The sequence below is a fragment of the Methylobacterium sp. BTF04 genome, assembly GCF_010692745.1.
In the GTDB taxonomy this organism is placed as follows: Bacteria; Pseudomonadota; Alphaproteobacteria; order Rhizobiales; family Beijerinckiaceae; genus Methylobacterium.
Genome location: NZ_JAAHTB010000031.1, coordinates 26,309 through 52,089 on the forward strand (window position 1 = coordinate 26,309; position 25,781 = coordinate 52,089).

General features: G+C 65.8%; 23 protein-coding genes and 3 tRNA genes. 11 read left to right on the forward strand and 15 right to left on the reverse strand.

Going from position 1 to position 25,781, the window contains the following annotated elements; translation table 11 throughout:
• The first annotated feature begins 48 nt into the window (after positions 1-48).
• Both G3T14_RS16970 and G3T14_RS16975 read left to right on the forward strand, forming a co-directional pair.
• On the forward strand, positions 49-2,346 hold the full coding sequence (locus G3T14_RS16970; protein WP_163643740.1) for an FdhF/YdeP family oxidoreductase: 2,298 nt from the start codon (positions 49-51) through the stop codon (positions 2,344-2,346).
• 72 nt (positions 2,347-2,418) lie between these two features.
• Entirely contained in the window at positions 2,419-2,718 is a 300-nt protein-coding gene (locus G3T14_RS16975) for an RNA polymerase sigma factor region1.1 domain-containing protein (RefSeq protein WP_163643717.1), read from the forward strand.
• Positions 2,719-2,736: 18 nt separating this feature from the next.
• On the opposite strand, the gene G3T14_RS16980 is transcribed toward G3T14_RS16975, so the two are convergent.
• Positions 2,737-2,952 carry a hypothetical protein gene (locus tag G3T14_RS16980; RefSeq protein ID WP_163643718.1) on the reverse strand — a complete coding sequence of 72 codons (216 nt, stop codon included), beginning with the start codon at positions 2,950-2,952 and terminating at the stop codon, positions 2,737-2,739.
• A gap of 282 nt (positions 2,953-3,234) precedes the next feature.
• Here G3T14_RS16980 and G3T14_RS16985 point away from each other — a divergent pair, with 282 nt between their 5' ends.
• A complete protein-coding gene (locus G3T14_RS16985) occupies positions 3,235-4,635 on the forward strand; it encodes a 3-deoxy-7-phosphoheptulonate synthase class II (protein WP_163643719.1) in 1,401 nt (466 codons plus the stop codon).
• A gap of 118 nt (positions 4,636-4,753) precedes the next feature.
• Here the strand turns inward: G3T14_RS16985 and G3T14_RS16990 are convergent, their stop codons facing one another.
• The 10 genes from G3T14_RS16990 to G3T14_RS17030 all read right to left on the reverse strand — a co-directional run bounded on the left by G3T14_RS16990 (position 4,754) and on the right by G3T14_RS17030 (position 13,619).
• Positions 4,754-5,497 (reverse strand): NUDIX domain-containing protein, encoded by a 744-nt coding sequence (locus tag G3T14_RS16990; RefSeq protein WP_163643720.1) that lies wholly within the window; start codon positions 5,495-5,497, stop codon positions 4,754-4,756.
• Complete coding sequence (locus G3T14_RS16995; protein WP_163643721.1) at positions 5,454-5,933, reverse strand: DUF983 domain-containing protein; 480 nt, start codon at positions 5,931-5,933, stop codon at positions 5,454-5,456. Before G3T14_RS16995 ends, G3T14_RS16990 begins: the two co-directional genes overlap by 44 nt.
• 47 nt (positions 5,934-5,980) lie before the next feature.
• Positions 5,981-8,290 carry a ribonuclease R gene (gene rnr, locus G3T14_RS17000; protein ID WP_163643722.1) on the reverse strand — a complete coding sequence of 770 codons (2,310 nt, stop codon included), beginning with the start codon at positions 8,288-8,290 and terminating at the stop codon, positions 5,981-5,983.
• A gap of 143 nt (positions 8,291-8,433) precedes the next feature.
• Positions 8,434-8,760 carry a hypothetical protein gene (locus G3T14_RS17005; protein WP_163643723.1) on the reverse strand — a complete coding sequence of 109 codons (327 nt, stop codon included), beginning with the start codon at positions 8,758-8,760 and terminating at the stop codon, positions 8,434-8,436.
• A gap of 62 nt (positions 8,761-8,822) precedes the next feature.
• Positions 8,823-9,401 (reverse strand): NAD(P)H-dependent oxidoreductase, encoded by a 579-nt coding sequence (locus G3T14_RS17010; protein ID WP_163643724.1) that lies wholly within the window; start codon positions 9,399-9,401, stop codon positions 8,823-8,825.
• A gap of 110 nt (positions 9,402-9,511) precedes the next feature.
• Positions 9,512-10,678, reverse strand: a complete 1,167-nt coding sequence (locus G3T14_RS17015) for a PepSY-associated TM helix domain-containing protein (RefSeq protein ID WP_163643725.1) — start codon at positions 10,676-10,678, stop codon at positions 9,512-9,514.
• 12 nt (positions 10,679-10,690) lie between these two features.
• Positions 10,691-10,816, reverse strand: a complete 126-nt coding sequence (locus tag G3T14_RS25435) for a hypothetical protein (RefSeq protein WP_281409822.1) — start codon at positions 10,814-10,816, stop codon at positions 10,691-10,693.
• Positions 10,817-11,313: 497 nt separating this feature from the next.
• Positions 11,314-11,574, reverse strand: coding sequence for a hypothetical protein (locus G3T14_RS17020; RefSeq protein ID WP_163643726.1), 261 nt, complete (start codon positions 11,572-11,574; stop codon positions 11,314-11,316).
• Between the two features lie 118 nt (positions 11,575-11,692).
• A complete protein-coding gene (gene glnA, locus G3T14_RS17025) occupies positions 11,693-13,105 on the reverse strand; it encodes a type I glutamate--ammonia ligase (protein ID WP_163643727.1) in 1,413 nt (470 codons plus the stop codon).
• Positions 13,106-13,280: 175 nt separating this feature from the next.
• The gene (locus tag G3T14_RS17030; RefSeq protein ID WP_003600526.1) at positions 13,281-13,619 is read right to left on the reverse strand and encodes a P-II family nitrogen regulator; all 339 of its coding nucleotides are present in this window, start codon (positions 13,617-13,619) and stop codon (positions 13,281-13,283) included.
• A gap of 205 nt (positions 13,620-13,824) precedes the next feature.
• Between G3T14_RS17030 and G3T14_RS17035 the strand changes: the two genes are divergently transcribed.
• Entirely contained in the window at positions 13,825-15,330 is a 1,506-nt protein-coding gene (locus G3T14_RS17035; protein WP_163643741.1) for an NAD(P)H-hydrate dehydratase, read from the forward strand.
• On the opposite strand, the gene G3T14_RS17040 is transcribed toward G3T14_RS17035, so the two are convergent.
• Positions 15,327-16,778 (reverse strand): multicopper oxidase family protein, encoded by a 1,452-nt coding sequence (locus tag G3T14_RS17040; protein ID WP_163643728.1) that lies wholly within the window; start codon positions 16,776-16,778, stop codon positions 15,327-15,329. The genes G3T14_RS17035 and G3T14_RS17040 overlap by 4 nt on opposite strands.
• A 211-nt stretch (positions 16,779-16,989) precedes the next feature.
• Between G3T14_RS17040 and G3T14_RS17045 the strand changes: the two genes are divergently transcribed.
• The 7 genes from G3T14_RS17045 (at position 16,990) to G3T14_RS17075 (ending at position 24,244) form a co-directional block, all read left to right on the forward strand.
• A tRNA-Leu gene (locus tag G3T14_RS17045) sits at positions 16,990-17,074 on the forward strand.
• A gap of 176 nt (positions 17,075-17,250) precedes the next feature.
• A complete protein-coding gene (gene tig, locus G3T14_RS17050; protein WP_163643729.1) occupies positions 17,251-18,690 on the forward strand; it encodes a trigger factor in 1,440 nt (479 codons plus the stop codon).
• 133 nt (positions 18,691-18,823) lie between these two features.
• Positions 18,824-19,450, forward strand: a complete 627-nt coding sequence (locus G3T14_RS17055) for an ATP-dependent Clp protease proteolytic subunit (protein ID WP_056097293.1) — start codon at positions 18,824-18,826, stop codon at positions 19,448-19,450.
• Between the two features lie 189 nt (positions 19,451-19,639).
• Positions 19,640-20,911, forward strand: a complete 1,272-nt coding sequence (gene clpX / locus G3T14_RS17060; RefSeq protein ID WP_163643730.1) for an ATP-dependent Clp protease ATP-binding subunit ClpX — start codon at positions 19,640-19,642, stop codon at positions 20,909-20,911.
• Between the two features lie 258 nt (positions 20,912-21,169).
• Positions 21,170-23,596, forward strand: a complete 2,427-nt coding sequence (lon, locus tag G3T14_RS17065; protein WP_163643731.1) for an endopeptidase La — start codon at positions 21,170-21,172, stop codon at positions 23,594-23,596.
• A gap of 130 nt (positions 23,597-23,726) precedes the next feature.
• Positions 23,727-23,802 (forward strand) — tRNA-Val (locus G3T14_RS17070).
• 226 nt (positions 23,803-24,028) lie between these two features.
• Positions 24,029-24,244, forward strand: a complete 216-nt coding sequence (locus G3T14_RS17075) for a hypothetical protein (protein ID WP_163643732.1) — start codon at positions 24,029-24,031, stop codon at positions 24,242-24,244.
• Between the two features lie 265 nt (positions 24,245-24,509).
• Here G3T14_RS17075 and G3T14_RS17080 read toward each other — a convergent pair whose 3' ends face one another.
• The 3 genes from G3T14_RS17080 to G3T14_RS17090 form a co-directional block, all read right to left on the reverse strand.
• Positions 24,510-25,025, reverse strand: a complete 516-nt coding sequence (locus tag G3T14_RS17080; protein ID WP_163643733.1) for a CAP domain-containing protein — start codon at positions 25,023-25,025, stop codon at positions 24,510-24,512.
• Between the two features lie 205 nt (positions 25,026-25,230).
• Positions 25,231-25,446: a hypothetical protein gene (locus G3T14_RS17085; RefSeq protein WP_163643734.1), complete on the reverse strand. Its 216-nt coding sequence runs from the start codon at positions 25,444-25,446 to the stop codon at positions 25,231-25,233.
• Between the two features lie 176 nt (positions 25,447-25,622).
• Positions 25,623-25,699: transfer RNA gene (locus G3T14_RS17090), tRNA-Asp, on the reverse strand.
• Between the last annotated feature and the right edge of the window lie 82 nt (positions 25,700-25,781).

Consider the following 25,781-nt stretch of genomic DNA (forward strand, 5'->3'; position numbering starts at 1 on the left):
GCGGTGAGAGCTCGCAATCGCCCGGAAGTGCCGCAGATGACCGACAAAATGGCCGTGCCGAAGATCGAACCCTATGACGGTCCGGCCGGCGGCTGGGGTTCGGCGGCCTCGCTCGCGGAAATCCTGCTGCGCGAGGAAATCCCGGTCTCGGGTGCGGCACTGCTGATGAAGCAGAACAAGCACGACGGATTCATGTGTACGTCCTGCGCCTGGGCGAAGCCGGCCAAGGCGCTGACCTTCGAGTATTGCGAGAACGGCGCCAAGGCCACCGCCTGGGAGCAGACCGCCAAGCGCTGCGGCCCGGATTTCTTCGCCAGTCACACCGTGACGGAGCTGCTCGGCTGGAGCGACTATTCCCTGGAGGAGCAGGGCCGCCTCACGCATCCGATGCGCTACGATCCCAGCAGCGACCGCTACGTCCCCGTCGCCTGGGAGGAGGCATTCGCCGAGATCGGGCGTGAATTGCGCAGCCTCACCCCGACATCGGTGGTCTGCTACGCCTCCGGCCGAGCGTCGCTCGAGACCTCGTACATGTATGCGCTGTTCGCGCGGATGTACGGCAACAACAACCTGCCCGATTCCTCCAACATGTGCCACGAGCCGACATCGGTGGGCCTGAAGGCCTCCATCGGTTCGGCGGTGGGCACCACGATATTGGAGGATTTCGAAGCCTCCGACCTGATTTTGTTCTTCGGCCAGAATGTCGGCTCGAATGCGCCGCGGATGCTCCATCCGCTGCAGGAGGCGCGCAAGCGCCGGGTTCCGATCATCACCTTCAACCCGCTGCGGGAGCGCGGATTGGAGCGGTTCACCAACCCGCAATCGCCGATCGAGATGGCGACGCGCTCCTCCACCGAGATTTCGACGCAGTACCACCAAGTCAAGGCGGGCGGCGATATCGCGGCGATCACCGGAATCTGCAAGATGCTCATCGCCGCCGACCGGGAGGCCCAGGCGGTCGGCCGTCCGCGCATCCTCGATGTGGCATTCATCGAGGAGCATACGCACGGACTGGACGCCTTCATCGCCTATTGCGATGCTCAGGATTGGCCGGCCCTCGAAGCGAAATCCGGCCTGACCCGCGCGGCCCTGGAAGCCGCCGCTACCGTCTACGCCCGAGCTCGCGCGGTGATCGGCGTCTACGGCATGGGATTGACTCAGCACCGCAAGGGCACCGAGGCGGTGCAGATGCTGGTCAACCTCATGCTCCTGCGAGGCAATGTCGGCCGCAAAGGCGCCGGTCTCTGTCCGGTCCGCGGACACTCCAACGTGCAGGGCCAGCGCACCGTCGGCATCACCGAAAAGCCCGAGCTCGCGCCCCTCGACGTCCTCGCTGCGCAATACGGCTTCGAGCCGCCGCGTGGAAAAGGCCTGAACACCGTGGAGGCCTGCGAGGGCATCATCGACGGGTCGGTGAAGGGGTTCGTCAGCCTCGGCGGTAACTTCGTGCGTGCCATCCCCGACACGGTGCGGATGGAGGAGGCGTGGCGCCGCATGCGCCTCACGGTCCAGATCTCGACGAAGCTCAACCGGTCGCACCTCGTCAATGGGGCCGTCGCCTATATCCTGCCCTGTCTCGGCCGCATCGAGATCGACGTCCAGGCGACTGGGCCACAGGCGGTATCGATGGAGGATTCGACATCGTGCTTCCACGGCTCGCGCGGCGTGACCAAGCCGGTGAGCGCGCATGTGCGTTCCGAACCCTGGATCGTCGCCGAGATTGCCAAGGCGACCCTCGCCGCGAACCCCAAGGTGGACTGGAACGCATGGGTCGGAGATTACGCCACGGTGCGCGATGCCATCGAGGCGACGTATCCGAGCGTGTTCCACGATCTCAATGGCCGGATGTTCGATCCGGGCGGTTTGCATAAACCGATTCCCGCCCGCGACAGGCACTGGGACACGACAAGCGGCAAGGCGAACTTCACGGTGCCGGAAGGGCTCGACGAAGACCCCGACATGCCCGGCCGCGGCGCGGATGTCCTAGACCTCATCACCTTGCGGTCCAACGACCAGTTCAACACCACGGTCTATGGCTACGACGACCGCTTCCGCGGCGTGAAGGGCACCCGCATGGTGCTGTTCATGAACGAGACCGACATGGCTCGGCTCTCCGTCGCCGATGGCGAGACCGTCGACCTCGTCACCGATGCGGATGACGGATTCGTTCGCGCCGTGAAGGGGTTGCGCGTGGTCAAGTATGGCATCCCGGCGGGAAATTGCGGCGGCTACTACCCCGAGCTGAATCCGCTGATCCCGCTCTGGCATCACGACGAGCAGGCCAAGACCCCGGCGGCCAAGGCGATCCCGGTCCGGATCGTTCGCGCCGCGACGATCGCCGATTGAGCCTTGGCCGGACCGGCGCTAACCTGATCCCCGAACCCTCGACGTGTAGCCCCGGCGACCCATAACTGCCTCATGGAACAGCACGACGACGCGTATGATCGACGGCAGGTGATCATCGACCGGATGCTCGCGGAGGCGCTGCATCCGGTGGACGATTATCGTCTGCCGAGCCACGACGCGCTTCCCGAGGACATGCGCAAGGCGGTGGACCAGCTTCTCGCCAAGGCCGAGGCGCAGCGGATGCGGCGCCTGACCTACGAGGACCTGGAAGAGGCGTTGCCGCCGCGTGATGTCACCTCCGAAGATCTTGAGGCGATCTTCTGGATCTTGTCGGAGCACGGCATCGCCATCGAGGACGGCGACGCCGCGTGAGATCGGCATCCGCGACGCTCAGCGCGCGTGTCGCGGCGTGCGGGTGTGTCCGGCCGGCATCGCCATGAAGCGGGCATCGGGCCGCGCCGCCATCGCCGCGAGCGGCGTCGGTTCGGCCTGAGCCGCCGGAACCTCGAGACGGGCACCCCAGACGTTGATCGTCCGGGTTTCCGCGAAAGCGCTGCCGGTGCCGGCGGCAGCGAGGGTCAGGGCGACGAGCATCGACTTGATCATGGTCATTCTCCCGTTGATAACTACCGACGCACACAATGTTCGTCGGATCTGATCTTTATTTCGAAGAGGATCGCCCGAGCGTTACGGCCGCGCGACAAGACGAGTGCGCCTGCGCACGCCGATCTGGCGCGACGTCACCGGGACGGTACGCGCCACCGCCACCCGCAGCCCTGCCCGGCGGATTCGATCACTCGCATCGGCGGGCAAACCGCTCTATAAGCCGCGCTCTCCGCGAGGCATTTGGCTGCGCGGGGCTGTCCGAAAGGTGGACGGGAGTTGATCATGGGCGAGCGTTGGACGGCGAAGACTGGTTGGACACCGAAGACTTGGCGGAACCTGCCGATCCAGCAGGTGCCGGCCTATCCGGATGCCGCCGCTCTTCAGGCGGTCGAGACGCAGCTCGCGAGCTTTCCACCCCTGGTGTTTGCCGGTGAGGCGCGCAAGCTGAAGTCGGCGCTCGCCCGGGTCTCCAACGGGGACGCGTTCCTGCTTCAGGGTGGCGATTGCGCTGAGAGCTTCGACGAGCATTCGGCCGACAACATCCGCGATTTCTTCCGCGTGTTCCTGCAGATGGCGCTTGTGCTCACCTTTGCCGGCGGTTCGCCGGTGGTGAAGGTCGGGCGCATCGCCGGGCAGTTCGCCAAGCCGCGCTCCTCGCCCACCGAGACGATGGATGGGGTGACCCTGCCGAGCTACCGCGGCGACATCGTCAACGGCCTGACCTTCACCGAGGAGGCCCGCGTGCCCGACCCGCGTCGGCAGGTGGAGGCCTACCGCCAGTCGGCCGCGACGCTCAACCTGCTGCGCGCCTTCGCGACGGGTGGCTACGCCAACCTCGAGAACTCGCATCGCTGGATGCTCGGCTTCGTGAAGGATTCGCCGCAATCCTCGCGCTATGCCGATTGCGCCGAGCGGATGACCGAAGCGCTCGACTTCATGCGCGCCATCGGCATCAATCCCGAGACGCATCAGGAGGTCCGCACCACGGATTTCTACACCAGCCACGAGGCGCTCCTGCTCGGCTACGAGGAGGCGCTGACCCGCGTCGATTCCACCAGCGGCGATTGGTACGCCACCTCAGGTCACATGCTCTGGATCGGAGACCGCACCCGGCAACCCGACCACGCGCATATCGAGTACGCGCGCGGCATCAAGAACCCGATCGGCCTGAAATGCGGTCCGTCGATGACGTCGGACGGCCTGATCCGGCTCATCGACCAGCTCAGCCCCGACAACGAGGCCGGGCGCCTGACGCTGATCTGCCGCTTCGGTGCCGAAAAGGTCGGCGATCACCTGCCTGGGCTGATCCGCGCTGTGGAGCGCGAGGGCCGCAAGGTGGTGTGGGTGTGCGATCCGATGCACGGCAACACCATTTCGGCCGGTCGCTACAAGACGCGTCCGTTCGAGCGGGTGATGCAGGAGATCGAGGGCTTCTTCGGCGTCCACCGCGCGGAAGGCACGATCGCCGGCGGCATCCATCTGGAGATGACCGGCAAGGATGTCACCGAGTGCACTGGCGGCGCCCGTGCCCTCACGGCCGACGACCTGCAGGACCGCTACCACACCTATTGCGACCCGCGCCTCAACGCCGAGCAGGCGCTGGAAGTGGCGTTCCTGACCGCGGAACTGGTCAAGCGGGAGCGCACCGCGATCGAGCGCCCGCGCCTCGACGCTGCCGAATAGAAAAAGGCCCTGTCGGTGAGACAGGGCCTTTTTTCGGTCGGGGGACCTGTCGACAGGCCACTGCATCAATACGGTCGGGTTCCACCGGATCGACCGGGTACAGTTCCTGGTTCAGGGATTAAAGGTCGATGCGCTGCCCCTTGCCGTTGCGTTCGTAATAGAACGGAATCGGCAGATAGGGGGCGAGGCGGCCGGCGACCTGCACTTCGAGATCGCCGAGGATCACACCGGTGATCCGCGGCAGATCGAGCGCACGCGCCTCCGCAAAAGTGACCCAGGCGAGCTCCACCAGTTCGGAATCCGCTGTGACGATTCCGGGTGTCTCGGCCGCCACCGCGCTGCGGTCGACGGCGAAGAAGCGCGTGTCGAAGCGGCGCGGCCGGCCCGGCGGCGTGATCGCGCGGGCGACGAGGTGCAAGGCTTCGAGATCCGGCATCACTCCGGCTGCGCGAAACGCGCTCCAACTGCCTTCGGGTGCGGATTCGGGCGGTCCATAATCGCGGGTGCCGAGCATCAGCCCGGTCTCCTCGAAGGTCTCCCGGATGGCGGCGAGCGCCAATCCCCGGCCGAGATGGTGCGAGGCGCGCGGGACCTGCGCGGCGAGCGCGTCGGTGGCGCGGGCCGAGAGGGCGCCGGCCACCGGCATGTGCCGGTCGCCGGGCTCGATGCGGCCGCCCGGAAATACGAACTTGCTCGGCATGAAGGCGAGGCCGGAATGGCGCCGCCCCATCAGGAGCTTGGGCGTCTTCTTCGAGCGGTCGAGAATGATCAGGGTGGCGGCGTTGCGCGGCCGCAGCGTGGCCTTGCGCAGGACGGGCTCAGGCCGGTCCGAGTCCGTGGGTGCGGGTATCGGTTGATCCAATCTGAACGTCCTCCGGCCGCGCCGAGGCCGGGCTCGGCCCCAGCGGTAGCGTGGCAAAGCCCCCCATGCCAAGGGCGTATTGCAGTCCGACCACGGCACCCTTCACCGGCTGCAGCAGGATCAGGGCGAAACCGAGGGTAAAGAGCGGCCAGAAGCTGAGCTGGAACCACAACGGCACGTCGTAATTCATCTCCATCTCGAGGATGACGTAGCCGACGAGGTGGCCGACGATGAAGATGACCACGTAGGGCGGCAGGTCGTCGGCCCGGTGGTTGTGCAATGCGAGCCCGCAGGCCTCGCAATCCGGCCGGACCTTGAGGAAGCGCCCGAAGATCTTTCCCGTGCCACAATGCGGGCAGCGGCCGAGGAACCCGCGCGCCAGGGAGTTGACCAAACCGGTGCGCTCCGCAGGCGAGATCTCGACGCTGGTCGTCATCGCGTGTCCGCTCCGTTCCCGTGACACCCTGGTCTACCTCACGGCGCCTAGCGGCGCGACCCGCGGTGGCGCGACCCGGAGTTGCGGATACCGGGGGGGCGCCCCGGCGCCCCGGCTTTTCGCGTGACACGCGGGCTGGCGCCGGTGTTCGGCCCCTCGGGGCGGGATTGCCCATCGGACAGCAACTCGAAGCGCAGGGCACCGGCCACCGCCGCCGCCTCCACCAGCCGCACCTCGACCCGGTCGCCGAGGCGATGGGTCTCGCCCGACCGTTCGCCGACGAGGGCATGCTTGGCCTCGTCGTGGCGATAGTAATCCGCGCCGATGGTGGAGATCGGCACGAAGCCGTCCGCGCCGGTCTCGTCGAGCTTGATGAACAGCCCGGAGCGCGTCACCCCAGAGATCTGCCCGGTGAAGTTGGCGCCGACCCGGTCGGCAAGGTGGTGCGCGATGAGCCGGTCGATGGTCTCGCGTTCGGCCGCCATCGCCCGCCGCTCGGCTGCCGAGATCTGCTCGCCGATCTGATCGAGCGCGCCGATGGTCACGTCGGACGACAAACCGTCCTTGCCCATGCGGCAGGCCGCGATCAGCGCCCGATGGACGATGAGATCGGCGTAGCGCCGGATCGGCGAGGTGAAATGTGCGTAACGGCGCAGGTTGAGGCCAAAGTGGCCGAGATTCTGCGCGGCGTAGACCGCCTGCGCCTGCGAGCGCAGGACCACCTCGTTGATGAAGACCGCGTGTTCCGTCTCGGCCACTGACCCGAGGATGCGGTTGAACAGGGCCGGGCGCAGGAGCCCTTCCTTCGGGATCTTGATGCCGATGGAGGCCAGCACCTCGCCGAGCGCGCGCATCTTCTCCAGGGCGGGCTCGTCGTGGACCCGATAGATCAGCGGCTGCTTGGCCTGTTCCAGGGTCTCGGCCGCCGCGACGTTGGCCTGGATCATGAACTCTTCGATGAGCCGGTGGGCATCGAGCCGCGCCGGCACCACCACGCGATCGACGGCGCCGTCCGCGGTGAGCAGGACCTTGCGCTCCGGCAGATCGAGGGCGAGCGGGCCGCGCTCGTCGCGAGCCGTCTTGAGCGCCGCGTAGGCGGCCCAGAGCGGGCGCAGGATCGGCTCCAGCAGCGGTGCCGTGGTCTCGTCGGCAAACCCATCGATGGCGGCCTGCGCCTGGGCGTAGGACAGCTTCGCGCGCGAGCGCATCATCACCCGGTGGAAGCTGTGGCGCCGCTTCACCCCATCGGCGCCGATGGTCATCCTGACGGCGAGTGCCGGGCGATCCTCCTTCTCGCGCAAGGAACAGAGGTCGTTGGAGATGCGCTCGGGCAGCATCGGCACGACCCGGTCGGGGAAGTAGACCGAGTTGCCGCGCATCAGCGCCTCGCGGTCGAGGGCCGAGCCGGGCCGGACATAGGCCGCGACGTCGGCGATGGCGACGGTGACGACGAAGCCGCCGGCATTGGCCGGATCGGGATCGGCGATCGCCATCACGGCGTCGTCGTGGTCCTTGGCGTCGGGCGGATCGATGGTGAGGAGCGTCTCGTTCCGCCAATCCTCACGCCCCGCCAGACCGGCCGGTTCGACGGCATCGGCCTCGGCCAGGGTCGCGGGCGCGAAGACGTGGGGGATATGGTGGAGATGGAGCGCGATCAGGCTCACCGTTTTCTCGGAGCCGAGCGACCCGAGGCGCTCCTTGACCCGACCCTGCGGCAGGCCGAATTGGGTCTCGCGCTGCAGGGTGACGCTAACGAGATCGCCGTCGCGGGCCTCGCCTTCCTCGCCCGCCGGAATCGCGATCTCGCGCCCCTGGGCGCGCTTTTCTACCGGGATGATGCGTCCGCCATCCTTGCCGGCGCGATAGACGCCGATGATCTCGGCCTTGTTCCGGCCCACCACCTTGATGACGCGGCCGGTGTAGCGCCCGGTCTCGCCCGGTGTCGGCTCGACGCGCAGCAACACGCGATCGTTGATCCCCGGAGCGGCGATTCCCGGCTTGCGGCCGGGGCGTGGAGCCAGGACGCTGATCTTGGGCGGCGGCCCCTTCTCCTGATCCCAGTCGACGGGGGTCGCGAAGAAATCGCCGTCGCGGTCGCGCGACTTGATGTCGGCGAGCACCACCGCCGGCAGGCGCCCGGCTTCCGACAGGCCGCCGCGCCCGCGCTCGATCTCGCCGTCGATCTCGATCTCCTTCAGGATGCGCTTGAGGCCGATGCGGTCCGCCCCCTTGATCGAAAAGGCCGCGGCGATCTCGCGTTTTCCGACCTTTTCGGTGGAGGCGGCGATGAAGGCGAGAATCTGCTCGCGGGTGGGGAGGGCGGCAGGACCGGGAGTCGGATTGATGCGCTTGGCCAAATGATCGGGCTCGCTGGCGCTGGCCGAGACGACCCGCGCGAAAGGTGAGGGGCCGAATTCGTCGAGAGCAGTCCGGCCTGTCGCCTCAACATGGGCTCGGCGCTCTCCAGGGGCAACGGTGCGGCCAGGGCTCTCAACACCGTTCAGCCGGTGGAGGCCGATTTGCGGATCCGCTCCACGCCCGCATCGATGTCGAAATCCGGGTCGGTGATCTCGGGCAGCGTGAACGGGCAGAGCGCGGGGAACCCGAACCCAACCTGTCCCTCAGCCTCGCGGAACTCCGGCGCTTCGGCATCGGCGACCGCGAGGGTCCACATTCCGTCGATCTTCAGGGACTGAACCGCGGCGGGGTCGGCCATGATCCGGGCATGATCCCGCCGCGCCTCCTCGCGCCACCGGACACTGGCGTGGTCATCGCCCATCAGAGCCGCCTTCACGAGGCTGGAGAGGAGGTGTCTGAGGTCGTTCATGAATGGGGTCTGCTCGCTGCAACGCCAACGTTCCGGAGCGAGCGCAAGGCTCGCGCCAGACCTCAATACGGCGTGCCGCCCGCCCGCTGCGCTTTCAGCGCTTCGGCATACCAGACCAGCTCATCGAGGAAGCGGCCGGCCGCCTTGGTCAGCCACTCCTCCTGCGCTTTGCCCTCCGCATCCAGAGCCTTGCCGATGCGCGGAATCGGCAGCAGCGAAGGGATGCTCGATGCGCCGAGTTCGCTCATCATCGCCCGCAACTGCATCGCGGCGCGCACGCCGCCATATTGCCCGGCCGAGTAACAGCAGATCGCGGAGGGCCGCCAGGAATACTCTTCGAGGAAATAATCGAGGGTGTTCGACAGGGCCGGCGGGATCGAGTGGTTGTATTCCGCCGACACCACCACGAAGGCATCCGAGCGACGGTAAAGCGTCGCCAGATCCTCCAGAACCGCCGGCGCCGTGCCCTTCGGATGTTCCTTGTACATCTTGTCGAGGAGCGGGAGCTTCAGCTCCGCCGGGTCGACCAGCGGCGCCTCGATGCCGCGCGCTTCGAGCTGCGCCACCAGGAATCGCGCGGCGCGCAGGCCCTGCCGCTCCGAGCGGACGGAGCCGAGAATGACGGGCATCACGAGGGGCATGGAGCACGGTTCCTTGAAGCAGAGCTCTTGGGAGGACGATGTCTCGCGGTCTTGCAACCCCTCAACTGGGCGGGAGACGCCGAGCCGCAAGTCCGGTTCGTCGGGCGTTTCTAGGCTTCGAGCCCCTGCACGACATCGGCGAGACGGGGCGCCGGGGCGATCGCTCGCCTCCGCAGCGCCCGGCGACGCAGGACGTAGAGCACGAGCCCGGTCACCGCCAGGAGCGGCATCGACAGCGATGCGGCGAAGAACAGGAATGCGAAGAATCCGCCGAAGAAGCGCCCGCGATGGACCTCCAGCATGTTGTCGGCCATGAGCCGGCCGAGCGGCTTGTCGGCATAGCGGGACATCGAGAGCCGTTCGCCGGTGGCGGCGTCGAACGTCATCTCGTCGCGCGCCTTCGGCTGGTCGGAGGCGCTGGCGAGGTAGCGGATGCGGATCACGGTGGCGTCCGGACCGGGAAGCGAGACGATAGCGAGATGGGCGCCGGCGCCCTCGCTCGCGTTGAAGGCGGCCCAGGCCTTGTCAAGCGCCAGGGGCGCCTTCGACGCCGCGCGGTCACGGTCGCGGGGCGGTCTGGCGCGCGGGGCTTCACCCGTCAGCACATAGGTCGCCGCCGTCTTGTACCAGTCGTAGGACCACCACAGCCCCGACAACGCGATGACCGCGTAGACCGGAAGAAGCCACGTTCCGGCGATACTGTGCAGCGACCACCAGCGCGGGCGTCCCGGACGCTTCAGGGCGGGTTTCAGCCAGATCCGCCAGGAGTGGATTTTGGGCCAACGCAGGTAGAGGCCGGTGGCGAGGAAGACCAGGAGCGCGATGGCGCAGGCCCCCGTGATGCTGCGGCCCCAGCCCTTGCCTTCGCCCGGTACCAGAAGCCAGCGATGCAGGTCGCGGATCGTGGCGAAGGCGGGCTCCAGCCGCGCCTCGCCGAGGTCGCGGCCGTCATAGGGGTCGAGATAGACCGAGGGCGGGCGTGTGCCGGATCTCGGGTCTGCGGCGAACCGCGCGCGCGGACTCCGCTCCGGATCGCCCGAGACGGTCAGGGCATTCACCTTCAATCCAGGCCGCTGGGTATTGAGGCGTGCCAACAGGGCCTCGGGTCCGAGGCGTACCGTATCGTGCACGGCGACGAAGGCGCGGTCGGTATCGGTCCATTCGATGATCGCCTCCTCGTAGCTCATCAGCGCCCCGGTCACCCCGACCAGGGCGAGGACGAGGCCGGCAGTGAGGCCGAGGAGCCAGTGCAGGCGGAAGAGGATCATGCGCATCATCGTCGAAGCGTCCTACCGAGACATCCGGGCGGTGGCGAGGGGTGTGCCGAGCACATGATCCGGCACCTGCGAGGCGTCGGGCATGATCACGATGCCGACCAGCGCCGGAAGTCCGGCAGCCGCCGCAATCTTGGACATCGGGGATTGTTCTCTGAGGCGAACCCAGCGTGGTCGTGCGTACACACGCTTTCACGGCTGCTGTTGCCTTCCGATTATCCAATTACGACAGATCTTGTCAATCGATCGCGCGCGATAGTGAAGGTAAATATTCCTAATTTGGAGTAGTTAAAATCCATATATTAGAACGAGTATAGAAAAGGTATGAAATTATCTTGCGGAAGGCAGATCGCTGCGCGATCTCTTGGTCGAAGGATCGGACGAAGTCGTCCGGGCTTTCCGGGCCGGGGTGCATGACCTGACCGACGACAAGGGCCCTCTCGTCGATGCCGGAGGCATCTGGGGCTCCATGTTCCCGTCGACTCACTGCTGACGGTTTAGGCGTCCGTCAGGCCTTCGCAATCGCGCGCCGCCGTGAGCCCACCGATACCTATATCTTAGAGTCTATCCCGATCCTGGCTCAGCAGGACACGCAGATCAGCCACTTCGTGGAAGTAGACATCGGCGGGCGTCGAAGCTCAGAAGTGCCTCACATCCGCATCCGTTACGCGCCCATCGATAATCTCGTTGAGGAAATGCTTTAGGCGAGTCCGTTCGCTTTCATTGGATGGGATAGAGACGTTGTTGATGAGATTATCCATCGTTTCACCCATCAGATGGATATCGTGTATGAACTGAAGTCCGAACTTCTTGAATTCTTTCGAAGCATGCATCTCATTCTCCAGCGTTGCGTGGATATGAGGTGTGAACCCCGTATCCACGCAACGAGGTTGGGTCATGGCGAATATCTACGCCTAGCTTTTCGCCCCGAAACGCAAAATGCCGGAGCCTCCTTCGAGGCCCCGGCATCGCAAAGATCTTAAACGGCGAGCTGCAGATGCGCCCGGCCGGCTCCAGTCAGAGCGAGTAGTACATCGTGAACTCGACCGGGTGCGGCGTCATCTCGTAGCGCATCACTTCCGTCATCTTCAGTTCGATGAACGAGTCGATCTGATCGTCGGTGAAGACGTTGCCGGCCTTGAGGAAGGCGCGGTCGCGGTCGAGGTTCTGCAGGGCTTCACGCAAGCTGCCGCAGACGGTGGGGATCTTCTTCAACTCGCGCGGGGGCAGGTCGTAGAGATCCTTGTCCATGGCCGCGCCCGGATCGATCTTGTTGATGATGCCGTCGAGTCCGGCCATCAGCAGGGCCGAGAACGCGAGGTAGGGGTTCGCCATCGGATCGGGGAAGCGGACCTCGACGCGCTTGGCCTTCGGGTTCGTCGTCCACGGGATACGGCAGGAGGCCGAGCGGTTGCGCGCCGAATAGGCGAGCAGCACCGGGGCCTCGTAGCCGGGCACGAGACGCTTGTAGGAGTTGGTGGACGGGTTGGTGAAGGCGTTGAGCGCCTTGGCGTGCTTGATGATGCCGCCGATGTACCACAGGCATTCCTGGGACAGGTCGGCATACTTGTCGCCGGCGAAGATCGGCTTGCCGTTCTTCCAGATCGACTGGTGCACGTGCATGCCCGAGCCGTTGTCGCCGAAGACGGGCTTGGGCATGAACGTCGCGGTCTTGCCGTAGCTCTGCGCCACCTGATGGATGCAGTACTTGTAGATCTGCATGTGGTCGGCGAGCAGGGTCAGCGTATCGAACTTCATGCCGAGTTCGTGCTGGGCGCTCGCCACCTCATGGTGGTGCTTCTCGACCTTGACGCCCATCGACTGCATGGCGGCCAGCATTTCGCCGCGCATGTCCTGCGCCGAATCCTGCGGCGGCACCGGGAAGTAGCCGCCCTTGGTGGCGATGCGGTGGCCGAGATTGCCGCCCTCGTAATCGGTGAAGCCGTTGCTCGGCAGTTCGGCCGAATCGAGCTTGAAGCCGGTCTGGTAGGGGTCGGAGGCGAACTTCACGTCGTCGAACACGAAGAACTCGGCTTCCGGGCCGACGAAGATCGTGTCGCCGATCCCGGTGGATTTCAGGAAAGCTTCGGCCAGCTTGGCGGTGCTGCGCGGGTCGCGGCTATAGGGGGCGCCGGTCGAGGGCTCGAGCACGTCGCACACGATCGACATGGTGGAGGCGGAGAAGAACGGATCCATGCAGGCGGTGGCCGGATCGGGCATCAGCAGCATGTCGGACTCGTTGATCGCCTTCCATCCGGCGATCGACGATCCGTCGAACATGGTGCCTTCGGCGAAAATCTCGTCGTCGACGAGGGAGACGTCGAACGTCACGTGCTGCCACTTGCCGCGCGGATCCGTGAACCGGAAGTCCACGTACTTGACGTCGTTGTCCTTGATCTCTTTCAGGACTTCGGCTGCAGTCTTGGCCATCCTCGGATGTCTCCTTCGAATCGCGGCATTTAGCCGTGGTTTTTCCGCAGGTCGCTCCAGGAAGGGGCGGCCCGCGGGTGGGTCACGTTTAGCGCGCTGGAACAGGGAATGCGACGGCGATGACGCTGTCGTGTCGGATCGCGTGCGTCGGATCGCGAAATTTATCGCGCGCCGATCAGATCGCGTCGGTGCCGGTCTCGCCGGTGCGGATGCGGATCGCTTCCTCGATGGTCGAGACGAAGATCTTGCCGTCGCCGATGCGGCCGGTCTGGGCCGACTTGCGGATCGCCTCGACGGCGCCTTCCACCAGCGCGTCGGACAGCACGATCTCGAGCTTCACCTTGGGCAGGAAGTCGACCACGTACTCGGCGCCGCGATAGAGCTCGGTATGCCCTTTCTGGCGCCCGAAGCCCTTGGCTTCGATCACAGTGATACCCTGCAGGCCGACCTCCTGGAGGGCTTCCTTCACCTCATCCAGTTTGAAAGGCTTGATGATCGCTTCGATCTTCTTCATGCCGGGCGGGCCTGACCTCGATGCTGCTCTATCTGCCGTTGGTACCATCGCCGTTCGGCCTCCGCCACGTCGTTTTGCTCGGAGATCGTCGGAATATGCACGACAATTGTGCAAATCCTGCAAATCCTGCGGGCAATCCTCTCCGGTCGGGCCAGTTTGCGAGCAAAGCTGAGCGGCTGGCGAGCACATAGATAAGGTGATGACCATGGCCCCCATCCGCCTGCTGAGCGTCGAGGCGATGCGCCGGGTCGATGCGGCGGCGATCCGCGCCGGCACATCCGGCCGCGTCCTGATGGAGCGCGCGGGTGCCGCCGTGGCGGAGCGCGCGCGGAAGCATCTGTCCGACCGAGGGCGTGTCGTCGTCCTGTGCGGACCCGGCAACAATGGCGGCGACGGCTTCGTCGCCGCGCGGCTCCTCGCCGAAGCTGGAGTGTCCGTCGACCTCGCCTGCCTCGTGCCAGTGGCGGATCTCACCGGGGATGCGGCGGGCGCCGCCTCCGGCTGGACCGGACCGGTCATGGCGGCAAACGATCTCGGCGCCCTGGAGGGATACGACCTCGTGGTCGATGCCGTGTTCGGGGCCGGCCTGTCGCGCGCCATCACAGGCGAGGCCGCGGCGCTGATCGAACGGGTCGCTGCGTCGCACCGTCTGGTGCTCGCCGTCGACGTGCCCAGCGGGGTCGATGGCGATACCGGATTGGTGCGCGGACTTGCCCTGCAGGCGATCGAGACGGTGACCTTCGTCGCCCTCAAGCCCGGCCACCTGCTCCAGCCCGGCCGCGCGCTGCGCGGAGCCGTGCATGTGGCCGATATCGGCACCGGTCCCGAAGCCCTCATCGAGGGGCTGGGTGATGATCCGGCCGTATTCCACAACGGCCCGGGTCTCTGGCTCGGCGCATTTCCCCGTCTCGATGCGACGAGCCACAAGTATACGCGCGGCCACGCCCTGGTGCTGTCGGGACCGGCCTATCGCACCGGCGCCGCCCGGCTCGCCGCGCGTGCCGCCCTGCGGGTCGGTGCCGGCCTGGTAACCCTGGCGTCGCCGGCCTTGGCGCTGCCTGAGAATGCCGCGCACCTGACCGCCATCATGCTGCGCCCGTGCGAGACCGCCGACGACCTCGACGATCTTCTCGTCGACGAGCGCCTCAACGTCGTGCTCGCCGGTCCGGGTCTCGGAATGGGATCGGCCACGCGCGACCTCGTGGCGGTGGCGGCCGCCGTGGGACGTGGCCTGGTCCTCGACGCCGACGCGCTCACCAGCTTCAAGGGACAGGCCCGCCTGCTCGCCGCCCATATCGCCGATGGCGGATCGCGCGCGGTGTTGACCCCGCATGACGGCGAGTTCGCCCGGCTGTTCGAAGGCAGCGACGCCGTCGAGGACGGCCTTTCGAAGCCCGATCGGGCGCGACGGGCTGCTGCCCTCACCGGGGCCGTCATGGTGCTGAAGGGCGCCGACACGGTGATCGCGGCCCCCGATGGACGCGTCGCGATCAACGACCACGGCACGCCCTATCTCGGCACCGCCGGCTCCGGTGATGTGCTCGGCGGCCTCGTCGCCGGGCTGATGGCGCAGGGCATGGAGCCGTTCGAAGCCGCATGTGCCGCCGTTTGGCTGCACGGCGATGCCGGATTGCGCCACGGGCCGGGCCTGATCGCCGAGGATATCGCGGAGATGATGCCGGCGGTTCTGCGTGCGATCGCCGCGATTTAAGTCACCTCGAACGAGGTCCACAGTCCCGTGTCGAACCGCTCCAGCACGGTCGCGCTGATCAGCCAGCGGCCGGGATTGTCGGCCTTGAAGGCGATGCGCGCGGTGCGGCTCTCCAGAAGCTGGAAGGTGTCGAGCCAATACGGCTCCCAGCCGTCATCGAGGGGGTGGAGCAGGCGAAAGACGTGGCCGTGCAGGTGCAGCGCCTGGGGGAAGGCGGTCTCGTTCTTGAGCGCCAGGACCACCACCTGCCCGCGCTTCACCGTGAACAGCGGTGCCATCCCGGCGCTGCCGGACGCGCCGTTCACCGCCCAGACCTTGACCGGGTCGCCGGTGTAGATCGGCTCGGCGGTCGGTTTCGTCGCATCGATCCGGGCACCGCCGGTGATCGTGACGTCGCGACGCATCGCGTTCTGCAGCTTCACTTCGGCGGGAAGCAACTTGTTCTCGCCGATCGGCGCGATCGGGCTACGCTTCTGCGTCACCGGCTCGCCCTTCGTGACGATGGTGGCGAGCGCCAGCCCATTGCCGATGAGCGCGTTGACGGTGCCGGTGGCACCGGCCTCGACGGGCAGGTCGACGATCAAGTCGTAGCGGGTGCCGGGCGGGAAGGGCAGGGTGGCACGCAGCGGCTCGAAGGTCTCAGTGGGTTGGCCGTCCACCGCCGCCACGTAGACCTTGAGCCCGTCGAAGCGGATGCGCGTGCCGCGCGCGTTGCAGACATTGCCGATTCGCAGGCGCAGGCGGCTGCCCGGCCGCGCCTCGATGGTGTCCGGCACCGGCTTTCCGTTGATGGTGACGAGGTTGCCGAGCCGGCCCGAACTCGCCGCGAACGCGGTCTGACCGAAAGGGAGCAGGGTCGCATCGTCGGCGAGGCGCCAATCCTGCAGCAGCAGCGTCAGGTCCTGGTCGACCGCCGGGGGCGTCTTCTCCTCGACCACCAAGGCGCCGGCCAAACCCCGGCCCGAGGGCTCGCTCGCGCCCCCGACGACGAGGGGGCGAATCAGGAAGGTGCCGGCATCGGGCGGCATGAACGCATAGGTAAAGTCGGCGCCGGGCGCGATCGGCGGCTGCGTCACCCCGCCGACACCGTCCATCGGATTCTGATTGCGGACCCCGTGCCAATGCAGGGAGAGCGGCTTGTCGGTCCTGTTCTCCACCTTCAGCCGCACCGTCTCGCCGAGCTTCACCCGCACCACCGGCGGCGCGGTCTTGCCGTCGAAGCACCAGACTGGGGTTTCCAAGGCCGGTTCCGGCTTGAGCCGGAGCGACGCGGGCGCCGCCCTCAGGGCGGGCGCGGCCGGAATCGCGTCGGGGACCGGAGAGGGTTTCCCCGCCGTCTGCGCGTCTGCCTTCCGGGGCCGCAGCACCAAAGCCGCGACACCCCCGAGCAGGAGGCGGCGCGAGACCGCCAGTGCGGCGTCGGTCAGAGGCATTCGGGGTTGCGGCATGACACCTCGGCAGCGCCGGCCGATGGGGAGATAACAGCGGGCCAGCGCTTGTAGACGCGGGATTCCGGAGAGCCAACCGGGCAGCACAGGGGTGTGTCGGTGCCCTGTGACGGATGGATGAACCGCCCGCGACTTTTTTTGCTGCGGCCCGTTGCACCCGTGCTATAGGACCGCGCTCTGGCGGCGGGACGCGCGCCGGAGGTTGGCGCTTGCGGGCGTGGCGGAACTGGTAGACGCGCTGGATTTAGGTTCCAGTGATGAGAGTCGTGGGGGTTCGAGCCCCTCCGCCCGCACCAGTCCTTCGCCGTCGGGAACGGATTGGCTCACAGCGATGGCCGGCCGGCCCTGCCGTAGGGAGTCGGTCTCCGGTTCGGCGCGATGTCCTGGCGTCGCCCTCGCCATGCCCCTGTTTCGGGCGGCGGGACCGTTACGAATTTTGCGCCATCACACGGACGACAGCGGAAAGACGACCATGCAGGTGACCGAGACACTCTCCCAGGGGCTGAAGCGCGAGTTTCAGGTATCCCTTGCCGCGCATGAGCTCGAGGAGCGCCTGAACAGCGAACTGTCGACCCTCAAGGACAAGGCGCAGATCAAGGGCTTCCGCCCCGGCAAGGTGCCGGTGGCGCATCTGCGCAAGCTCTACGGCCGTTCGGTGATGGCCGACGTGCTGCAGAACGCCGTCAACGAGGCCAACCAGCAGATCGTCAAGGAGCACAACCTCAAGCTCGCCCTCGAGCCGAAGGTGGAGTTCCCCGGCGAGCAGTCGGTGGTCGAGCGCGCGCTCGACGCCAAGGCCGACCTGTCGTTCAACGTCGCCCTCGAAGTCCTGCCGACCTTCGAACTCGCCGATCTGTCCGACGTCAGCCTGACCAAGCTCGTGGCCAAGCCCTCCGACGCCGAGATCGACGAGGCCATCACCCGCATGGCGTCGTCCAATCGCGCCTTCGCGCCGCGCGAAGAGGGTGCGGCGGCCGAGACCGGCGACCGCGTCACCATCGACTTCCTCGGCCGCATCGACGGCGTCGCCTTCGATGGCGGCACGGGCGAAGGCATCGACCTCGAACTCGGCTCCGGCTCGTTCATTCCGGGTTTCGAGGATCAGCTCGTCGGCGCCAAGGTCGGTGACCAGCGCGTCGTCAAGGCGACCTTCCCGGAATCTTACGGCGCCGAGAACCTCGCCGGTAAGGATGCCGAATTCGACGTCACCGTCACCGCCATCCAGGCGCCGGGCGAGACCAAGATCGACGACGAGCTCGCCAAGGGCTTCGGCATGGATTCTCTGGAGAAGCTGAAGGAGGCCGTCTCGTCGGCCATCGGCAGCGATTTCGAGGCCCAGTCCCGCCGCAGGCTGAAGAAGGAACTCCTCGACGCGCTCGACGGCAAGTACGCCTTCGAGCTGCCCCCCAGCCTCGTCCACCAGGAATTCGCCGCGGTGTGGGCCCAGGTCGAGCAGGACCTCAAGACCCGCGAAAAGACCTTCGAGGACGAGGGCACCACCGAGGAGAAGGCCACCGCCGAGTACCGGAAAATCGCAGAGCGTCGCGTGCGCCTCGGCTTGGTGCTTGCGCAGGTCGGTGAGACCGCCGATATCAAGGTGAGCGACGACGAGGTGAACCAGGCCCTGATCGCCCGTGTCCGGCAATACCCCGGCCAGGAGCAGCAGGTCTGGGACTTCTACCGGAAGAACGCGCAGGCGCTCGCAGAGCTTCGCGCGCCGCTGTTCGAGGAGAAGGTCGTCGACCATGTTCTCGCTCAGGTGAAACTCGTCGAGGAGCCCGTCTCGAAGGAGGCGTTGTTCGCAGACGAGGAGGATGCGTCGGCTCCCGCCGAGACGTCCGCGCCCGCGCAGGACGAGACTGCTTCGACCGGAAACGATGAGGCCTTGCCGGCCGTCGCCAAGGCCGATTGAGCCCGTAGCCTCCTTCTTATGGGCGGCGGGCCTCGAGATAAGGCGGCGTTTACCGCTGCTGTTGTTCGCTGAAACGTCCGGCCCACGCGGGAAATCGCGTGGCCGGACCCCTTGAAGCCTGGGGCACGAGATGATGAGAGATCCGGTCGACTATTATAACAGCGCGCTCGTGCCGATGGTGGTCGAGCAGTCGAGCCGCGGCGAGCGTGCCTTCGACATCTATTCGCGCCTGTTGCGCGAGCGCATCATCTTCCTCACCGGACCGGTGGAAGATTACGGCGCGTCGCTCATCGTGGCGCAGCTTCTGTTCCTGGAAGCCGAGAACCCCAAGAAGGAAATTTCCTTCTACATCAACTCGCCCGGCGGTGTGGTGACCTCGGGCCTGTCGATCTACGACACGATGCAGTTCATCCGCTGCCCGGTGACGACGCTCTGCGTCGGCCAGGCCGCCTCGATGGGATCGCTGCTCCTCACCGCCGGAGAGCCCGGCCATCGCTTCGCCCTGCCGAACGCCCGGATCATGGTCCATCAGCCGTCCGGCGGATTCCAGGGCCAGGCCACCGACATCCTGATCCATGCCCGCGAGATCGAGGCGCTGAAGAAGCGTCTCAACGAGATCTACGTGAAGCACACCGGCCGCGACTACGACACCATCGTTCAGGCGCTCGAGCGCGACAATTTCATGACGGCCGATGCCGCCAGGGAGTTCGGGCTGATCGACGAGGTGATCCAGAAGCGTCCTGAGCCGGCCGCGGCCTGAAGCCGGCGCGGCGTTTCGAGGCGGGGGGCAGTCCCCGCCTTGATCCGGCCGCGGCAGCGTGCTTGCATCGCCAGTCTGATCGAAACCGGCAGATGCGCGCAGGTGACTGTTTCTTTAGGCTGACGCCATTAAATTCGAAGGATGCATGTGCGCCCCGGACCGGTGCCATGCCCGCGAACGGAGACCGATATGAGCAAGACTGGCGGCAACGACTCGAAGAGCACGCTGTACTGCTCGTTTTGCGGCAAGAGCCAGCACGAGGTCCGCAAGCTGATCGCGGGCCCGACGGTGTTCATCTGCGACGAGTGTGTCGAACTGTGCATGGACATCATCCGCGAGGAATCGAAGTCCTCCCTGGTGAAATCGCGCGACGGCGTGCCCACGCCGAAGGAAATCCGTCGCGTTCTCGATGACTACGTCATCGGTCAGGATTTCGCGAAGAAGGTGCTCTCCGTCGCGGTCCACAACCACTACAAGCGCCTCGCCCACGCCTCGAAGCACAACGACGTCGAGCTGGCCAAGTCCAACATCATGCTGATCGGGCCGACGGGCTCGGGCAAGACGCTGCTCGCGCAGACGCTCGCCCGCATCCTCGATGTGCCATTCACCATGGCGGATGCCACGACCCTGACCGAAGCCGGTTATGTCGGCGAGGATGTCGAGAACATCATCCTCAAGCTGCTCCAGGCGTCCGACTACAACGTCGAGCGGGCTCAGCGCGGCATCGTCTACATCGACGAGATCGACAAGATTTCGCGCAAGTCCGACAATCCGTCGATCACCCGCGACGTGTCGGGCGAGGGCGTGCAGCAGGCGCTCCTGAAGATCATGGAGGGCACCGTCGCCTCCGTGCCTCCGCAGGGCGGCCGCAAGCACCCGCAGCAGGAATTCCTGCAGGTCGATACGACGAACATCCTGTTCATCTGCGGCGGTGCGTTCGCCGGTCTGGAGCGGATCATTTCGGCGCGCGGCAAGGGGACCTCGATCGGCTTCGGCGCCACCGTCCAGGCTCCTGACGACCGTCGCACCGGTGAGATCTTCCGCAATGTCGAGCCGGAGGATCTGCTCAAGTTCGGTCTGATCCCGGAGTTCGTCGGCCGCTTGCCGGTGCTGGCGACGCTTGAGGACCTCGACGAAGTCGCCCTCAAGCGCATCCTTCAGGAGCCCAAGAACGCGCTCGTGAAGCAGTACCAGCGCCTGTTCGAGATGGAGAACGTCGACCTGACCTTCCAGGACGAGGCCCTCTCCATGGTCGCCCGCAAGGCGATCGAGCGGAAGACCGGCGCCCGTGGATTGCGCTCGATCCTCGAGACGATCCTGCTCGAGACGATGTACGATCTGCCCGGCCTGGATTCCGTCGAGCAGGTGGTCATTGGCCCCGAGGTCGTGGAGGGCAAGTCGCGGCCGCTCTACATCCACGGCGACCGCAACAAGGAAGCCCCGGCGAGCGTCAGCGCCTGAGCTGCGACTGACTGCGGCGTTTCGGGCTCGATCGTCATCGGCCCCACAGGGGACGGATGCTTGAAAACATCCGTCCCTGCTTCCATTTGAAAGTCTAAGCGCGACGGCCGCATGCTCACCTTCTGAGGTGCGGTGTTCCGCCACCATCCGCACACTTTCACGATACTTCCGACCCAGTCGCGGCCAGGTCGGCCCCTGGCAGGATGCTTGCTCCGTGTGAGGAGCGACTGCCCGGCGTCCATCATGAGGAAGTCCGATATGACTCAACCGAAATCGCGCCAGCCTGTCGTTCCGGGCTCGACGGGCTCCTATGCCGTCCTTCCGTTGCGCGACATCGTCGTGTTCCCGCACATGATCGTGCCGCTCTTCGTCGGCCGTGAGAAGTCGATCCGCGCCCTCGAAGAGGCCGTGCGCACCGATCGCCACATCCTGCTCGCGACACAGATCAATGCCAGCGACGACGATCCGGCCACCGATGCGATCTACAAGATCGGTACGCTCGCCAGTGTGCTGCAGCTTCTGAAGCTGCCCGACGGCACCGTGAAGGTGCTGGTCGAGGGCGCGGGCCGCGCCCGGATCACGTCGTTCAACAAGTCGGATTCCTACTACGAGGCGGAAGCCGAGACCCTCGCCGACGAACTCGGTGACAGCGTCGAGGCGGAAGCCCTCGCGCGCTCGGTCATCGCCGAGTTCGAGAATTATGTGAAGCTCAACAAGAAGATCTCGCCCGAGGTCGTCTCCGCGGTGACGCAGATCGACGAGCCCTCGAAGCTCGCCGATACCGTCGGCTCGCATCTCGCGGTGAAGATCGCCGACAAGCAGGCGATCCTCGAAATCCCCACCGTTGCGGCGCGCCTGGAGCGGGTGCTGTCGCTGATGGAGAGCGAGATTTCCGTGCTTCAGGTGGAGAAGCGCATCCGGACCCGCGTCAAGCGGCAGATGGAGAAGACCCAGCGCGAGTACTACCTCAACGAGCAGATGAAGGCGATCCAGAAGGAGCTTGGTGACTCCGAGGATGGCCGTGACGAGCTTGCCGAGCTCGAAGACAAGATCGAGAAGACCAAGTTCACCAAGGAAGCCCGCGACAAGGCCGTGGCCGAGCTGAAGAAGCTGCGCCAGATGTCGCCGATGTCGGCGGAAGCCACCGTCGTGCGCAACTACCTCGATTGGATGCTCGGCATCCCGTGGAACAAGCGCTCGAAGATGAAGAAGGATCTTCTCGGCGCCCAGGTGATGCTCGACGAGGATCATTTCGGCCTCGACAAGGTCAAGGAGCGGATCGTCGAGTATCTTGCCGTGCAGCAGCGCGCGAACAAGCTCACCGGTCCGATCCTGTGCCTCGTCGGACCTCCGGGTGTCGGCAAGACCTCGCTCGGCAAGTCCATCGCCAAGGCGACCGGGCGCGAGTTCGTGCGCATGTCGCTCGGCGGCGTGCGGGACGAAGCCGAGATCCGTGGTCACCGGCGGACCTATATCGGTTCGATGCCCGGCAAGATCGTGCAGTCGATGCGCAAGGCGAAGACCTCCAATCCGCTCATCCTGCTCGACGAGATCGACAAGATGGGCATGGATTTCCGCGGCGATCCGTCGGCCGCTCTGCTGGAGGTGCTCGATCCGGAGCAGAACAGCACCTTCAACGACCATTACCTGGAGGTCGATTACGACCTGTCGCACGTCATGTTCGTCACCACGGCGAATACGCTGAATATCCCTGCGCCTCTGATGGACCGTATGGAGGTGATCCGTATCGCCGGCTACACCGAGGAGGAGAAGCTCGAGATCGCGCGCAAGCACCTGATCCCGGGCGCGGTCAAGAAGCACGGCCTCGATGCCAAGGAATGGCAGATCGACGACGGCGGGATTCTGATGCTCATCCGGCGCTACACGCGCGAGGCTGGCGTTCGAAACCTGGAGCGTGAACTCTCCAACCTGATCCGCAAGGCGGTGAAGGAAATCCTCATCACCAAGGTGAAGTCGGTGGCCGTCACCGAGGAGAACATGCCGGTGTTCCTCGGGCCGCCGAAGTTCCGGTATGGCGAGATCGACGAAGAGGATCAGGTCGGTGTCGTCACCGGTCTGGCCTGGACCGAGGTCGGCGGCGAACTGCTGACGATCGAAGGCGTCATGATGCCCGGCAAGGGCAAGATGACGGTCACCGGCAACCTGCGCGACGTGATGAAGGAGTCGATCTCGGCTGCCGCGTCCTACGTTCGTTCGCGAGCGGTGGATTTCGGCATCGAGCCGCCTCTGTTCGAGCGCCGGGACATCCACGTCCACGTTCCCGAGGGTGCGACCCCCAAGGACGGTCCGTCGGCCGGTATTGGCATGGCGACGGCGATCGTCTCGACGCTCACCGGCATTCCGGTGAAGAAAGACGTGGCGATGACGGGTGAGGTGACCCTGCGTGGTCGCGTTCTTCCGATCGGCGGCCTCAAGGAGAAGCTGCTCGCCGCCCTGCGCGGTGGCATCAAGACGGTCCTCATCCCGGAGGACAATGCCAAGGACATCGCAGAGGTGCCGGACAGCGTGAAGAACGGAATGGAGATCATTCCGGTCTCGCGGATGGATCAGGTGCTCAAGCACGCCCTGGTGCGTGTGCCCGTGCCGATCGAGTGGGAGGAGCCCGCTCCCCCCGCCCGTCCAGTCATCGGCGAGGATGAGACGGCCACCGTCATCGCTCACTGACGCACATAGGACTGATACGAAAGGAGGCCTCGGGGTAAAACCCGGGGCCTTTTTCGTGTCGTGGTGGAGGCTGGAGACGCGGGAAGGGGTTGCGTGCCCGTGCCGCCTTCCGCTACGAGACGGCGCGTCCGGGCGGTTAGCTCAGTTGGTAGAGCGTCTCCTTTACACGGAGAGGGTCGGCGGTTCGAGCCCGTCACCGCCCACCAGTTTTACCGAGGGGCTTTGCACCTTGGCAGCCGGCTTTCCTTCGCTGAGCCCCGATTACTCTCCAAAGACCTTCTGTCCCGTCGTGGATCGGGCGAGGCTCGCTCGGCCTCGCCGTCGTATTTAGAACGGGGCGTGTTGAAAATATTGCTTGGGCGTCACCCATTTAGAGGACGCGTCTTGCGCTGACCCTCCTTAAGTCAGAGGCTCATCAAATGGAGCCGTCTGATGCGCCTCGTTCTGGTATCCGCTCTTCTGATCATTGCAAATAGTCAGCTGCGCGCCGACGATCTAGCTGACTTTCCCGGCCTGGCTTGCAAGCAGGCATCCAGTCAGCTGGAGCGCGAACAACTCGACTGTCCGAAGCCGACGACGTTGAGTTCGGCGCAGACCAAGGACGACTTAGAGAGTTCGAAAGAGCAGGACCGTAAGTCAAAAAACTGAGGGTTTATACACGGCGGTATTGCGTCTCTAGGCAATGCTTCGGGTGGGGCTTGGGAGATACGGCCATGGATGCCCTCCTGGCAGACCACCTATGCTGTTCGGCCCGTAGCACTTTTCGGATGCGATCTCGGCTTCGCCGCCGAACACGATCGCCCCGTGGGCGCGCAGTCTGGCGAACGGCTATGCTTGGTCTTCGGCGCGGTCGCTGCAGTCAGGTCTGGTGCGAATATCCGGGCGTATTTCTATCCGACATCTGGTCGTCGCCTCAGCCGCCGGCCATGACCAACGCCCAGAAGCGCTTGTACCGCGTGGTTGGAGCATCGACGCGGGCGATGCCGACGCGCTTGAGTTGCGGGAGCAGCATGTTCTTGTTGTGCTCCGGCGAGGCTTTCCAGCGCGCGAGCACCTCGTCGAACGTGGCCGAGCCGGCGCTCAGGTTCTCCGCGGCATAGGACCGCCCGAAACCTGCCTCCGCCATGCGGGAATCGAAGCTGCCCCCGATTTCGTGGCTGAGGCGTCCGGCCTTGGCGTTGGCGCCGGCCTGGTAGGACGCGGCGCGGATCAGGGTGGAATCGATCACCACCGGGCCGAGACCATGCTGCGCCCGGTACCGCGAGATCGCTGAGGCGGCCGCCTGCTCGTCGAGGATCACCACGCTGGTGGGTTGGTCGGGACCACTGAGGAGGCTCGATGTTCCGCCGCAGCCGGCGATCGCGAGGAGAAGCACGATGGCGCCGAGGCGCACGGCCAGTGCGGGCGCGGTAGGGGAAAGCGTCGACATCGGCGAAACTGGCTTCTCGTGGCGAGGTAGGGAACTGCCTCGCTGTCCGGGGCCGATGCGGCGAAAACGCGGCGTTTCCTTCAGTGGGGTGAGCCGGCCGCTGAGCGTGTCGGAAAGATCACGCTGCCACGTTGCGGTCGGACCTCGTGTCTCCGGACTGCCTTGAGACAACGTTTGCAGATCGCCGTCGCTGGCAGTGGAGATTCTAGATGCGGGTACCGGGATCACGCAAAGGCGCGCCACAGCGCCAGCCGGTGATGCGGAAATCCGGATGAGTCCCGACCCATTGCGCCAATTGCGGCTGGGCGACGTGAAGGCAGGCGCGGGAATCGGCGACATCGAGCGGAAGCCGCCGCGATTCGCACGTATCCGGCGCGTTCGTCATACAAGCCGTGAAATAGAGGAAGAAGAACCCCGCCATCCAAGCCCCTCCGGCGACCGGGGATGGAACACCATCGTCATCGAAACCGGGCACGCGACGGAGAGTAGCGACCCGTCCGCGGAAATCGAGGTGCTGGTCGATCAGAGCAAGGTCACACAAGCCAACGACGCCGCGAAGTCCTTGCGACGGCTACAGATTATGAAACTGCGAAAAAGTGGCGCGGGCGACGGGACTCGAACCCGCGACCTCCGGCGTGACAGGCCGGCACTCTAACCAACTGAGCTACGCCCGCATTTTTGGGTAGTCAGGTATTCTGGACGTGGCGCGGGCGACGGGACTCGAACCCGCGACCTCCGGCGTGACAGGCCGGCACT